The following is a 12011-nucleotide window of genomic DNA, read 5'->3' as shown; positions in this document are numbered from 1 at the left end:
GTGGTCCAGTGTCAAGAGTGACTTTGGAGATGCGTGTGAGGACAGTCAGAGGGACCGTTTCGCCGGGGTAGAAGCCGGGGATAAACACTTCTGATTGGGCCCAGCCCTAACTGGCCCATCTCTCAATAACTCGAAGGGTCGCCGTTATCCGGCGGCCCTTTTCGTTGCCGATTCTGGCGTATGAATTGCGTATGACCGGCATATGACTAGCATATGAGGATTCATGTGACGGACGGGTGCGATGGTTCTGCGGGTAAACGACAATATCGGGATAGAGGAGTGGGAGCTGACGGAGCAATTCGTCCGCGCCTCCGGCCCCGGTGGGCAGAACGTCAACAAGGTGTCGACGGCGGTGGAGCTGCGGTTTTCCGCGCTCGGCTCACCCAACCTGCCGGACCCGGTGAAGAAGCGGCTGCGGCGACTGGCGGGGCAGAAGTGGACGGAGGCCGGGGAGGTGGTGATCTTCGTGCAGGACACTCGCAGCCAGGCCCGCAACCGAGAGATCGCGCGTGATCGGCTGGCGGAACTGGTGCAGCGGGCGACGGTGGTGCCGAAGAAGCGCAGACCGACGCGGCCCACGAAGGGATCGGTGGAACGGCGGCTGAAGGCGGATTGTGTTGAAAAACTCCGAAATCAGAGCGTCGCGGATTTCTTGCGAAAACCTATGAAGCGAAATAGTCGGAAAGCTTTGACCACGAGACAGCGCATGGCTGCGCGTGAGCGCATGTAGGCGATTTGGGCCGACCCCCGCGCCAAAAATTTAGGATCGGGCTGCATGGAAAGAAAAATCATCGTTCAGGCCCTAAAACGGAGTTTTTCAACACAATCGGCGAAGAAGGTGCGGGGGGAGGTTAAGAGGGGACGGGTGGGGTGAGGGTGTTGCCTACTAGGCGGTGTTATTATCATATATTACAATGATTTACATATTTCTTCTTGCTTAGCGTCACGGTCGTGATCTAAAAGTTACACATGACTTTAGAAGTAGCGCATCATCATGTCGTCGCAAGCCTCCAGCAGGACAACCCTTGGTGGTCAAATGCAGCGTCAGCGGGCGTACAAAAATTCAACAAAAGGCGCGCCTATTTTGAGCCGATTGTGTTGAAAAACTCCGTTTTAGGGCCTGAACGATGATTTTTCTTTCCATGCAGCCCGATCCTAAATTTTTGGCGCGGGGGTCGGCCCAAATCGCCTACATGCGCTCACGCGCAGCCATGCGCTGTCTCGTGGTCAAAGCTTTCCGACTATTTCGCTTCATAGGTTTTCGCAAGAAATCCGCGACGCTCTGATTTCGGAGTTTTTCAACACAATCAGCCATTCCGTGCACTGGTTGAAAACTGGGCAGTGAATCGTAGTGTCATATTGATGGGCCCACGGCGAGTAGGCAAAACAGTTCTACTAAAGCAACTGATCAACTCGATAGTCGAAGACGGCTTTCCCAGTGACGCTGTGTTCTTCTGTTCAATTGATACACCCTTGTACAGCGATATGCGCCTCGATGAATTGGTTTCACTGTTCGAGGATAATTCTGAACATGATCCGAAAGGTCGGCGGATTGTAATTTTTGATGAGATTCAATATTTGAAAAATTGGGAGGTGCACCTAAAGGTCCTCACAGATAAATACCCAAATACTAGGTTTATCGCCTCGGGATCAGCCGCCGCCGCTCTCCGCTTGAAAAGCCAAGAGTCAGGCGCAGGTCGGTTTACGGAATTCTATCTTCCGCCGTTAACATTCTCTGAATTTCTTGATTTTGTCGATATGGAGCGAAAACTCATCAACGAAGTGACACACGGCACAACCAAAAGGTACGAAACAGATCAAATCGAAATTCTCAATAAGTACTTTTTGGATTACCTAAATTTCGGAGGATATCCAGAGGCTGTACTGAGTAGTGAGTTACAAGCGAATGCACCAAGATATTTAGGCCGGGACATTGTTGATAAGGTTCTGCTAAGAGACTTGCCAAGCCTTTATGGGATTCAGGATATTCCTGAGCTAAACAGGCTTTTCATGAAGATTGCGTATCATTCGGGGCAAGAAATAAGCCTCGAAGGCTTATCGAATAGTTCTGGTATAGCAAAAAACACTATTAAGAAGTACTTAGAGTACCTTGAAGCGGCTTTTTTAATATCACGAGTTCGCCGAGTTGATGATTCAGGACGCACTTTTCAACGAGAGCGCAACTTCAAAGTTTATTTAACAAACCCTTCAATGCGTGCCGCGCTATTTGCTCCACTCGATCAGAATGACGAACAGATGGGAAGTATGGCGGAAACTGCTATTTTTAGCCGATTGTGTTGAAAAACTCCGAAATCAGAGCGTCGCGGATTTCTTGCGAAAACCTATGAAGCGAAATAGTCGGAAAGCTTTGACCACGAGACAGCGCATGGCTGCGCGTGAGCGCATGTAGGCGATTTGGGCCGACCCCCGCGCCAAAAATTTAGGATCGGGCTGCATGGAAAGAAAAATCATCGTTCAGGCCCTAAAACGGAGTTTTTCAACACAATCAGCCAATGGTCCCATTCAGATGAAATTCGAACATTGCACTATGCTAGGTGGAAGAAAGGGCGGGAATTTCTTGAGGTCGACTTAGTAAAACTCGATCGTTCGATGGAGCGCCGATTGTGTTGAAAAACTCCGTTTTAGGGCCTGAACGATGATTTTTCTTTCCATGCAGCCCGATCCTAAATTTTTGGCGCGGGGGTCGGCCCAAATCGCCTACATGCGCTCACGCGCAGCCATGCGCTGTCTCGTGGTCAAAGCTTTCCGACTATTTCGCTTCATAGGTTTTCGCAAGAAATCCGCGACGCTCTGATTTCGGAGTTTTTCAACACAATCCGCCCAATATGGGCTTACGAAGTGAAGTGGTCTGATCGCTATGTTGATCAACCGGGTGAACTTCGCGGCTTAATTGAGCTATCTAAAAAGTCTGACCATGGAATCCCAGCCGGTGCGATAACGAAAACAAAACAGGGCACATCTGAAGTAGATGGTGTTCGAATTCGTCATTTCCCATGTGCGCTACATTGCTATCAGGTCGGCAAGAATTTATCCCAAGGCCTTCCGCCCTAAACCACAACCTCCACCCCAACCTGCTCGCCCACCCCGAACACCCTCTTATACCGGGCAATCTCTGCCTCCGGCCCCATGGCCTTGTTGGGATTGTCGCTCAGCTTGACGGTTGGGCGTCCATCCGCCTCGACCGCTTTGCAAACCAGGCTGAAGGGGGACAGGGCGTCGCCTTTGGTCAGCCCTCGGAAATCGTTGGTCAGCAGGGTGCCCCAGCCGAAGCTGACCCGCACCCGGCCGGCGAATTGGCGGTGCAGGTCGATGATCTTGTCGACGTCCAGCCCGTCGGAGAAGATCACCAGCTTCTCGGCCGGATCCTCACCCCGGTCCTTCCACCAGTTGATCGCCACCTCGGCCCCGGTTGCCGGGTCGCCTGAGTCAATCCGAATCCCCGTCCACCCCGCCAGCCAGTCGGGGGCGTCGTTCAGGAAGCCGACCGTGCCATAGGTGTCGGGCAGGATGATGCGCAGGTTGCCGTCGTGTTCTTCGTGCCAGTCGGCCAGAACCTCATACGGGGCGGCCTTCAGCGCGGCGTCACTATCGGCGAGTGCGGCATAGACCATGGGCAGTTCATGGGCGTTGGTGCCGATCGCCTCCAACTCGCGCCCCATGGCGATCTTGCAGTTTGAGGTGCCGACGAATGCGTCGCCGACCCCCTCACGCATGGCCTGCACGCACCAGTCCTGCCACAGGAAGGAATGGCGGCGGCGGGTGCCGAAATCGGCGATACGCAGGTCGGGGACAGCGCGCAGGGCCTCGACCTTTTCCCACAGTTTGGTCATGGCGCGGGCATAAAGGACTTGCAGTTCGAACTTGCCCATGGAGCCGAGGACGGCGCGGGAGCGGAGCTCCATGATGATCGCCAGCGCGGGGATTTCCCACATCATAACTTCGGGCCAGGAGCCTTCGAAGGTCAGTTCGTATTGATCGCCGACCCGTTCCAGGTGGTAGGGGGGCAGGCGAAGTCCTTCGAACCACTCCATGAACTCCGGGCTGAACATCGCGCGTTTGCCGTAGAAGGTGTTGCCGCGCAGCCAGGTGGATTCGCCGCGTGACAGCGACAGCGTGCGGACGTGGTCGAGTTGTTCACGCAACTCGCCCTCGTCCACCAGATCGGCCAGCGGCAGGGTCTTGGTGCGGTTGATCAGGCTGAATGTGACGCGGACGTCGGGTTTGTTGCGGAACACCGATTGGCACATCAGCAATTTGTAGAAATCGGTGTCGATCAGGGACCGGACGATCGGGTCGATCTTCCACTTGTGGTTCCAGACGCGGGTGGCGATGTCCATCTGAGCGCTCCGATTAATGGTTCCCTGTTGAAGCAACTGGCCCCCGGGAAGTCCAGCGGATCGCAGCCGCTGGGCCAGTTTTTTCAGGTTTGTCATTCGTTTGGGTGACGCGGGGCGCATCTGGCCAAGGCTATTGTGGCGGGCAGGAGGAACGGATCATGATCGATATCAACGGGTTGGCGGTGGTGCATTTTCGCCAGGGGCGGCAGTCGGATGGCGCGAAAACGGCCATCGTGGCCGAGCTGGACAGCCGCGTTGCACGCCAGGGGCAGAGGCGCAGGCGTGTGATGGCCGCCGTCCGGATCGTGATCGGCTGGGTTTCGTCGATCCGCAGCCCGATTGCCGTCATGCCTCGGCGTCGCCTATGAATGTTCAGCGCATTCAACGGGCGAACGGCGGGCAAGCAGTGGCAACCGATCCTGAACACGCAGAGATTCTGGCGGTCATTCGGGCTGAAACGGCCTGTTACTTCCGCAAGGATCATGAAGGTTGGGCGGCGTGCTGGGTCCACAGCCCGCAGGCGGTGCGCTGCGTCTCGTTCCCCGATGGCGGTGTGTTCCGCCTGTTTGGCTGGGACGATATCGCGCAGGAAATGCGCCGCAGCATGATCAAATCACCCGATCCGAACGCCTCGGCCGGGGCGGTCGCGCTGGAGGACATTCGCATCGAGGTTGGTCAGGATATGGCCTGGGTGACCAATATGCAGACGGCGCCGGTCACCGGCGATTCGTTCGACGTTCCGGGAAGCGAATTTCAGATGCGGGTGTTGCGCCGGATTGCGGGTGCCTGGAAAATCCTGTCGGTCGCCTGCATGTGCGCCCGGTCGCAGGATGTCGCAAATCCCTGGATTGAAATCGACGAACGGCTGCGGGTTCTGTCAATGACGGAGGCTGCGGAGCTTGCGCTTGCCAATCAATCGGTCCTGAAGATTTCCGGCGGACGGCTGCACGCGGGCATTGCGCGTGAAACGCAGAAGCTGCGGGATGCTGCCGAACGCGCGGCCCAGCGTCGCAACGCGCGCAGCACGCATGCAATTCAGGGTTTCAATGCCAGTTTCGGCTTTTCAGAGCCGGTCGTGCTGGAGTCTGAGGATGCATTGAGCATCTGTTGGATCGTGGTTGATGACAGAAAGTTTTTCCTGACATTGGGAGAGGGCGAACGGGTCGACCGAAGGCTTGCGGCGGCGCGGCAGATTTACGGGCTGAGCACGGCGCAGGCGCGACTGGCAGCACTGCTGTTGCAACAGCATGATCTGAATGCGGCGGCCGAGGTTTTGGGCGTTACCGTCAACACGGCGCGCACGCATCTGAAGCGGATGTTCGAAAAAACCGGCACCAACAGCCAGGTTGCGCTGATCAGTGCGTTGCTGAAAGTCGACCCGCCGCTGGCCTGATCGGGGTCAGCCCAGAGTGACCCCTGCTGCGCGCATGCCGTCGCGGGCGGTGGCCAGTGAACCGTCAAGGTCGATGGCGCGGCACAAATCCTCGCGCACAGTGACGGTGAAGCCAAGATTGGCGGCGTCAACGGCTGAGAAGTTTACACAGAAATCAGTGGCCAGCCCGACAAGGGTCAGATCGGTAACACCGCGTGTGCGCAGATACCCTTCCAGACCGGTCGGGGTTTTGTGGTCATTCTCGAAAAAGGCGGAATAGCTGTCGATGGCGCGGCGAAACCCTTTGCGGATGATCAGGTCGGCGGGATCCGTGTCCAGATCCGCATGAAAGGCGGCCCCGCCGGTGCCGATAATGCAATGATCGGGCCACAGGACCTGCGGGCCGTAGGGCATGTCGATAAGGCTGAACGGGTCTTGCCCGTCATGGCTGCTGGCGAAACTGGAATGGCCCGCCGGATGCCAGTCTTGCGTGAAAACACGGACCGGAAAGTCGCGGACCAAGGCGTTGACCGGACCGACGATCGCATCGCCGTCCGCCACAGCAAGGGCGCCGCCGGGGCAGAAATCATTCTGGATGTCGATGACGATGATGGCGGATGTGTCGGGGTGCATTGGATGGGCCCTTCTTGACTGGCTTCTCTTGGCTAGGCGCGGCCGCGGGTTGCGTCAAGTTTTGCGGGTGCGGTGGCGGTGAGGTCGGTTGCAGGAACTGGCCCGAACGGGCCACCCGCATGATCCCGGCGCAATCCGCGCTGGATGTCGTGGCGATTGAATGGTGCCTTCAGGCGTCCCGCTGCGCGATCCAGTCGTGATCGGGGTGGTTGGCGAAGCGCCATTTGCGCAGGGGTCCGGCCATGACGTTCAGATAGTACATCTCGTACCCATAGGGGGCGGCGCAGGGGTGGTGGCCGCGTGGGACCAGCACAACGTCGTGATTGGCGACGGCCATGGTTTCGTCAAGCGTGCCATCCTCGGTAAACACCCGCTGGACGCCAAAGCCCTGCGCGGGATTCAGGCGGTGATAATAGGTCTCTTCAAGGTAGGTCATGTCGGGGAAGTTATCCTCGTCATGGCGGTGCGGCGGATAGGACGACCAATGGCCCGAAGGGGTGAACACCTCGGTCACCAACAGGCTGTCGGCGACGTCGCGGTTTTCCATCGCGATGTTGTGGATATGGCGCGTGTTTGTCCCTTTGCCGCGGTCTTCAAGTGCGATCCCGGCGGGGCCGATGATCTGCGCGTGGTGGCCGGATTTGCCGGGTGCGGAACAAACGGCCAGCGTGCAATCGGTCGTGGCGGTGGCGGACCATTCAGCAGTGTTCGGGATATAGACGGCATGCGGGGGCGTGCGTTCGAACACGTCCATCCGGTCGCCCAGCGTGCCAAACACCTGCCCTGCACCGCTGATCGTCGCGTGTCCTTCGACAAGAACCAGGATGACCTCGGTATCGCCGGTGGATGCGGTGACGGCTTCGCCCGCCGCCAGGCGGTGAAGGGCGAACCCGACGTAGGACCAGTTGGCCGATGCCGGGGTGATATCGTGGACAAGACCAGTTGTGGCAGTGGGGCGGCGCAAAAGGTTGGGCATGAACGGGTCCGACGGATTTGGGGAGGCTGATCGCACTATAGGGGAACTGCGGACAGAGACCAGCCGGTGCCGCGGCATTCGGATTTGGCCGCTTGGCGGACCTGTTGCCGGGGTTCGTCAGATCACGCGATCGCGCGGTTCGCGCCCGTCGAAGAAATCCCGCAGGTTGTCCAACACGCGAAATCCCATCGCCTCGCGGGCTTCGCGTGTTGCGCTGCCCAGATGGGGCAACAGGACGAGGTTGTCACATTGCAAAAGCTCGGGCGCGATGCGTGGTTCGGCTTCGAAGACATCCAGCCCCGCACCGCCGATGGTGTCGAACATCAGCGCCTGGGCAAGGGCGCATTCGTCGATAACCTCGCCGCGCGCGGTGTTGATCAGGAAAGCGTCGGGCCGCATCAGATCCAGCCTGCGCGCGTCGATCAGATGCCGGTTCGCCGTGCCGCCGGGGCAGTGGAGCGAGACGAAATCGCATTGGGGCAACAGGTCATCGACCGTATCGACCTGTGTGGCGTCGCAGTAGGCCAACAGGTCGGGCGCAACCGGACTGCGGTTCTGCACAAGGATCTTCATGCCGAACCCATGGTGCGCGCGTCTGGCCATTTCGCGGCCAATGCGGCCAAAGCCGATGATGCCCAAAGTCTTGCCGCTGACACGGGTTCCGATCAGATGGGTTGGCCGCCAACCCGTCCAGCGCCCGGCGCGAACCTCGCGTTCGCCTTCACCGGCGCGGCGCGCAGCTATCAGCAGCAACGTCATGGCGATGTCGGCAGTGCATTCTGACAGAACATCGGGCGTGTTGGTGACGGTGACCCCCAGCCGCTGCGCCGAGGGTTCGCAGATGTGGCTGTATCCGACACCATAGTTGCCCAGAATCCTGGCGCGTGCCTTGGGCACATCAAGCGTTTCCGGGCCAAGCCTGTCGGTGACCGTGGGCAGCACCGCATCGAAGGATTTCAGCGCTTCGCGCATTTCTGCCGGGTTCAGCGGTGTGTCGCCGGTGTTCAGCACCGTGTCGAATTCGCAGGCCAGCTGCGCCTCGACCGCTTTGGGCCGATTGTGTTGAAAAACTCCGAAATCAGAGCGTCGCGGATTTCTTGCGAAAACCTATGAAGCGAAATAGTCGGAAAGCTTTGACCACGAGACAGCGCATGGCTGCGCGTGAGCGCATGTAGGCGATTTGGGCCGACCCCCGCGCCAAAAATTTAGGATCGGGCTGCATGGAAAGAAAAATCATCGTTCAGGCCCTAAAACGGAGTTTTTCAACACAATCGGCCAGCGACGTGTCACAAAGACCGAGGGTTTGGCCATCACGCGGCCTGACCCATGACGGTCGCAATCGTTTCGCCGATGACGGCGGGGTTTTCGGCCACGGTCACCCCGGCGGCTGACAGGATCTCGACCTTTTCCGAAGCGCTTTCCCCAAAGGCCGAGATGATCGCGCCCGCATGCCCCATGGTGCGCCCCTTCGGTGCGGTCAGGCCGGCCACATAGGCGACGACGGGCTTGGTGATTCTGTTGCGGATGAACCCGGCCGCTTCGGCTTCCTGCGGGCCACCGATTTCGCCGATCATCGCGATGACATGGGTGTCGTCGTCCTGTTCGAAGCGTTCAAGGATATCCTTGAAAGAGGATCCGTTGATCGGATCGCCGCCAATGCCCACGCTGGTCGACACGCCGATGCCGCGTTCCTTCAGCTGGGCGGCAGCCTCGTACCCCAATGTGCCCGAGCGTCCGATGATGCCGACATTGCCGGGCAGATAGATATGACCGGGCATGATGCCCAGAAGTGCCTTGCCGGGGCTGATCGTGCCGGCGCAGTTCGGGCCGGTCAGCACCATGCGGCGATCTTTGGGATAGCGCTTCATATAGCGCTTGACCCGGATCATGTCCTGCGCGGGAATTCCGTCGGTGATGCAGACGCAAAAGCGGATACCGCCGTCGGCGGCCTCCATGATCGAATCCGCTGCGAAAGGCGGCGGCACGAAAACAAGCGAGGCTTCGGCCCCGGTTTTGGCGACAGCGTCCTTGACCGTGTCAAAAACCGGAACGCCCTCGACACGCTCACCCGCCTTGCCCGGCACCACGCCACCGACAAGGTTTGTGCCATAATCGAGCATATCCTTGGTGTGAAACCGGGCCATGCGTCCCGTGATGCCCTGCACGATTACCTTGGTGTCGCGGTCAAGAAAGATGCTCATGTGACGGCCCTTACCCGTGTGGCTTGATCAAGATCGTTGCGCCAGGCGCCGACGGCCCGTTCGGCCGCTTCCATCAGCGTGTTGGCGCGGATGATGGGCAGGCCGGACCCGGCGAGGATCTTCTGACCCTCTTTCACATTGGTGCCCGCCAAGCGCACGATGACCGGCACGTCGACCTGAACCTCTCTCAGGGCCTGAACAACACCTTCGGCGACCCAGTCGCAGCGGTTTATCCCGGCGAATATGTTGACGAGGATCGCCTCGACATTGTTGTCGGACATCACCAGGCGGAAGGCTTTGGCCACGCGTTCGGGCGTGGCGCCGCCGCCGATGTCCAGGAAGTTGGCCGGTTCGCCGCCTGCCAGTTTGATGGTGTCCATTGTGGCCATGGCCAGACCGGCACCGTTGACGATACAGCCGATGTTGCCTTCCAGCCCGACATAGGACAGCCCGCGATCGGCGGCGCGGCTTTCGCGCGGGTCTTCCTGGGATTTGTCGCGCAGTTCCGAAATCTGAGGATGGCGAAACAGCGCGTTGTCGTCAAAGGTCATCTTGGCATCAAGCGCCAGGATGCGACTGTCGCCGGTCACAACCAGGGGGTTAATCTCGACCATCGTGGCGTCGTGCTCGGTGAAGGCCCGGTAACAACCCTTGAGCGTGCGCACCATCTGCGCGGTCAGGGCCGGTTCCAGGCCCAGCTTGAACGCAATCTCGCGGCATTGGAAATCCTGCAGGCCCACGGCGGGTTCAACGGTTGAGCGCACGATGCTGTCGGGTTTTTCTGCCGAGATCTCCTCGATCTCCATGCCGCCTTCGCGGCTGGCGACGATCATCACCCGCTGGCTGGTGCGGTCCAGAACGAACCCGAGGTAGATTTCGCGGTCAATCGGCACGGCGGCTTCGACATAGACGCGGTAGATTCCCTTGCCTTCGGGGCCGGTCTGATGGGTCACCAGTTTCTTGCCGAACATGCCTTCGCAGGCTTCCTGGATTTCGCTTTCACTGGAACACAGCTTGACGCCACCGGCTTTGCCACGCCCGCCGGCGTGGACCTGCGCCTTGACGATCCATTTATCGCCCCCCAGTTCGCGCGCCCGATAGGCGGCTTGTTCGGGGCTGTAGGCCAGGGCGCCGCCCGGGACATCGACGCCGAAGTTCGACAGGATTTCCTTGGCCTGATATTCGTGGATATCCATTGGCCGCGCCCCTCTATTCTGCTGCGATTGCTGCGATTGCTGCGGCGTAATGGTGGTTCAGAACCGTGTCGACTGCATCCTGATCGACGGTTCCGCCCTGCGCGCGGATCGCATCGGCAAAGCGCGTGACGATGTCGGTTATCGCGGCAGGCGTCAGAAGATTCAGGATGCCGATGCGGATCTGAACCGGGGCGGACAGTGTCGGCCAGATACCAAAGCCAGCGGCGCGGCAGGTTTGTACCAGCGCCATCTCTTGCCCGGCCAGATCGTCCGGCAGGTTCAGCACCACCAGACTGGTCATGTTCGAGGTGACCTTGCAGCCCATGGCAACCACCGCTTCGCGCAGAACCTTTTCGTGGAACGCGTAGTCAGCGGCACGTTGCGGGATCGTCTGTTCCAGCGTGATCCGCAAGGCTTCGTGAAAGGCTGAAACGGCATAGGGGGAGTGCGTCCGGTGATAAGTGCCCTTTTCCACATTCTGGCCATCAATAATGCCCCAGTGACGAGCTTCCAATATTGGGTGGTGCACAAAGCTGCGGGTGCCAGAGGCTTGCAGTTCCTCGATATAGGCGTCGGTGAAACTGACCGGCGCATATGTCAGCGGCAGGCAGCAGATGCCCTTTTGCGGACAGGATGCCCAGGCTGCGACGCCGGGCAGATCGTCGATGCGGAAATCCTCCACCCCCAGCGAGGATACGGCGTCGACCAGACCCATGACGCCGTGGCGCTCGCAGGCGTCTGAAAAGCCCCTGATGTCGTTGATCCGGCCTGATCCGGTTTCCCAATGGGCCATGAACGCCCATTTCGGTTTGTGTTCGGCAAGGGCCGCGTCGACGTCAGCCCCCGTGACAGAGGTGCCGTTGGGCACGTCGACCACCGCGACGCTGGCCGCATCGGGGTTCAGGCTGTTGGCGGCCAGTTCTTCGCCCGTCGCTGCCTTCATCCGCAGGGTCAGGGCGTCAATGCCCGAGAACGTGCCATTGGCGAATGCAACCACGGTGTCACCGGGGCGGATTGCCGCGAACATCATGTCCAGACCGCTCCACCCGGTTCCGGCAACCCCGAAGGTGTGGGTGTTGTCGGTGCCCCAGATCTGACGCAGCATATGCTTGCATTCGACCATCCCGCGCAGAACGTCGCCCTGCATGTGGTCGGCAACGCCCGCGCCTGCAAAGGCAGACAGGACGCGCGGATCCGTGTTTCCGGGGCCGGGGCCGGCGGCGATCGTGTTGGGGATTTCCAGCTTTGGAAAGATTTCAGCCGACATGCGTACAT

The 12011-nt window shown here is 59.3% G+C and carries 14 protein-coding genes; 6 read left to right on the top strand and 8 right to left on the bottom strand.

The features are described 5' to 3' along the window. Positions 1–241: 241 nt before the first annotated feature. The 3 genes from GKR99_18145 (at position 242) to GKR99_18135 (ending at position 2410) form a co-directional block, all read left to right on the top strand. Positions 242–730, top strand: coding sequence for an aminoacyl-tRNA hydrolase (locus GKR99_18145; GenBank protein ID NKB29368.1), 489 nt, complete (start codon positions 242–244; stop codon positions 728–730). A 632-nt stretch (positions 731–1362) separates the two neighbouring features. Then, positions 1363–2301 (top strand): AAA family ATPase, encoded by a 939-nt coding sequence (locus GKR99_18140; protein NKB29367.1) that lies wholly within the window; start codon positions 1363–1365, stop codon positions 2299–2301. Next, positions 2246–2410 (top strand): hypothetical protein, encoded by a 165-nt coding sequence (locus GKR99_18135; protein NKB29366.1) that lies wholly within the window; start codon positions 2246–2248, stop codon positions 2408–2410. Before GKR99_18140 ends, GKR99_18135 begins: the two co-directional genes overlap by 56 nt. A gap of 308 nt (positions 2411–2718) precedes the next feature. Here the strand turns inward: GKR99_18135 and GKR99_18130 are convergent, their stop codons facing one another. Beyond that, a complete protein-coding gene (locus GKR99_18130; GenBank protein ID NKB29365.1) occupies positions 2719–2889 on the bottom strand; it encodes a hypothetical protein in 171 nt (56 codons plus the stop codon). A gap of 179 nt (positions 2890–3068) precedes the next feature. Further along, entirely contained in the window at positions 3069–4358 is a 1290-nt protein-coding gene (gene pncB / locus GKR99_18125) for a nicotinate phosphoribosyltransferase (GenBank protein NKB29364.1), read from the bottom strand. Between the two features lie 158 nt (positions 4359–4516). On the opposite strand from pncB, the gene GKR99_18120 reads away from it, so the two are divergent. Beyond that, positions 4517–4726 carry a hypothetical protein gene (locus GKR99_18120; protein ID NKB29363.1) on the top strand — a complete coding sequence of 70 codons (210 nt, stop codon included), beginning with the start codon at positions 4517–4519 and terminating at the stop codon, positions 4724–4726. 38 nt (positions 4727–4764) lie between these two features. After that, positions 4765–5751 (top strand): hypothetical protein, encoded by a 987-nt coding sequence (locus tag GKR99_18115; GenBank protein NKB29362.1) that lies wholly within the window; start codon positions 4765–4767, stop codon positions 5749–5751. Positions 5752–5757: 6 nt separating this feature from the next. Here the strand turns inward: GKR99_18115 and pncA are convergent, their stop codons facing one another. The 3 genes from pncA to GKR99_18100 all read right to left on the bottom strand — a co-directional run bounded on the left by pncA (position 5758) and on the right by GKR99_18100 (position 8311). Continuing rightward, on the bottom strand, positions 5758–6363 hold the full coding sequence (pncA, locus tag GKR99_18110) for a bifunctional nicotinamidase/pyrazinamidase (protein NKB29361.1): 606 nt from the start codon (positions 6361–6363) through the stop codon (positions 5758–5760). Between the two features lie 169 nt (positions 6364–6532). Beyond that, positions 6533–7339, bottom strand: coding sequence for a 5-deoxy-glucuronate isomerase (gene iolB / locus GKR99_18105; protein NKB29360.1), 807 nt, complete (start codon positions 7337–7339; stop codon positions 6533–6535). Positions 7340–7456: 117 nt separating this feature from the next. After that, positions 7457–8311 (bottom strand): D-glycerate dehydrogenase, encoded by an 855-nt coding sequence (locus GKR99_18100; GenBank protein ID NKB29359.1) that lies wholly within the window; start codon positions 8309–8311, stop codon positions 7457–7459. 17 nt (positions 8312–8328) lie between these two features. Here GKR99_18100 and GKR99_18095 point away from each other — a divergent pair, with 17 nt between their 5' ends. Next, on the top strand, positions 8329–8514 hold the full coding sequence (locus GKR99_18095) for a hypothetical protein (protein NKB29358.1): 186 nt from the start codon (positions 8329–8331) through the stop codon (positions 8512–8514). A 135-nt stretch (positions 8515–8649) separates the two neighbouring features. Here GKR99_18095 and sucD read toward each other — a convergent pair whose 3' ends face one another. Genes sucD through GKR99_18080 form a run of 3 tightly spaced genes read right to left on the bottom strand, consistent with a single transcriptional unit; the run spans position 8650 to position 12003 of the window. Next, positions 8650–9540 (bottom strand): succinate--CoA ligase subunit alpha, encoded by an 891-nt coding sequence (gene sucD / locus GKR99_18090; GenBank protein ID NKB29357.1) that lies wholly within the window; start codon positions 9538–9540, stop codon positions 8650–8652. Further along, positions 9537–10736 (bottom strand): malate--CoA ligase subunit beta, encoded by a 1200-nt coding sequence (locus GKR99_18085; protein ID NKB29356.1) that lies wholly within the window; start codon positions 10734–10736, stop codon positions 9537–9539. Before GKR99_18085 ends, sucD begins: the two co-directional genes overlap by 4 nt. A gap of 13 nt (positions 10737–10749) precedes the next feature. After that, positions 10750–12003 carry an aminotransferase gene (locus GKR99_18080; GenBank protein ID NKB29355.1) on the bottom strand — a complete coding sequence of 418 codons (1254 nt, stop codon included), beginning with the start codon at positions 12001–12003 and terminating at the stop codon, positions 10750–10752. Positions 12004–12011: the final 8 nt, after the last annotated feature.

Source organism: Paracoccaceae bacterium, from assembly GCA_012103375.1.
Classification (GTDB): Bacteria; Pseudomonadota; Alphaproteobacteria; order Rhodobacterales; family Rhodobacteraceae; genus WLWX01.
This window is presented reverse-complemented; position numbering and strand designations above follow the sequence as displayed.